The sequence below is a fragment of the Lentzea sp. NPDC060358 genome (assembly GCF_042725365.1).
Taxonomy (GTDB): Bacteria; Actinomycetota; Actinomycetes; order Mycobacteriales; family Pseudonocardiaceae; genus Lentzea.
In genome coordinates, this window is the sequence record NZ_JBHXCW010000516.1 from 1 (window position 1) to 1,055 (window position 1,055).

1 protein-coding gene is annotated in these 1,055 nt (G+C 74.8%); it reads left to right on the forward strand.

Annotation, left to right across the window (positions count from 1 at the left end):
* The coding region (locus ACFWGZ_RS41310) for a serine hydrolase domain-containing protein (RefSeq protein WP_382457027.1) at positions 1-1,055 on the forward strand (1,055 nt) is incomplete at both ends.

A 1,055-nucleotide genomic window follows, 5' to 3' on the forward strand; every position in this document is an offset into this window, starting at 1 on the left:
GGTCGGCACCGCGGAGGAGGGCGGCGCGGTCCCGATGGCCCGGGACACCCTCTTCCGGATCGCCTCGCTCACCAAACCGCTGACCGCCGCGGCCGCCATGCTGCTGGTCGAGGAGGGCCGGATCGCGCTGGAGGAGCCGGTACGCCAGTGGCTGCCGGAGCTCGCGGAGCCGAAGGTGGTCCGTACCCCGGGCTCCCCGCTCGACGACGTTGTGCCCGCGAACCGGGCCGTCACCGTCGCCGACGTGCTCGCCTCCCGGGCCGGGTACGGCTTCCCGGCGGACTTCTCGCTCCCCGCCGTCCAGGCGCTCTTCGGCGAGCTGAAGCAGGGGCAGTTGCGGCCGCAGCACGTTCCGGACCCGGACACCTGGATGGCCGCGCTCTCCCGCATTCCGCTGCTCCACCAGCCGGGCGAGGCCTGGCTGTACAACACCTGCTCCGACATCCTCGGCGTGCTGATCGCCCGGGTCGCGGGGCGGCCGCTGCCCGAGTTCCTCGCGGAGCGGCTGTTCGCCCCGCTGGGCATGACCGACACCGGCTTCGCCGTACCGCCCGGAAAGCTGGACCGGTTCACCGGCTACTACGGCCCCGCCCCGGACGGCGGCGAGGACGGTGACGACGGCGAGGACGGTGACGGCGGCCTCCGGCTGCTGGACGCCCCCGACGGCCAGTGGAGCAGCCCGCCCGTGTTCGCCTCCGGCGCGGGCGGTCTGGTCTCGACCGTCGACGACTGGTACGCCTTCGCCCGGATGCTGCTCGCCGACGGGCACGCGGCGGCCACGGGGCGCCGGCTGCTGTCCGCCGGGTCGGTGCGGCTGATGACCACCGACCACCTGACCCCGGCGCAGCGCGAGGACGCCGCGCTGTTCCTGGAGGGCCAGGGCTGGGGCTTCGGCGGCTCGGTCGACGTACGGGCCACCGAACCCTGGAACGTACCGGGGCGCTCCGGCGGGGTCGGCGGCACGGGTACCGCGGCCCACCTCACCCCCGCCACCGGCACGGTCACCGTCCTGCTGACCCAGCTCGCCATGACCGACCCGGCCTGTCTCGTATACG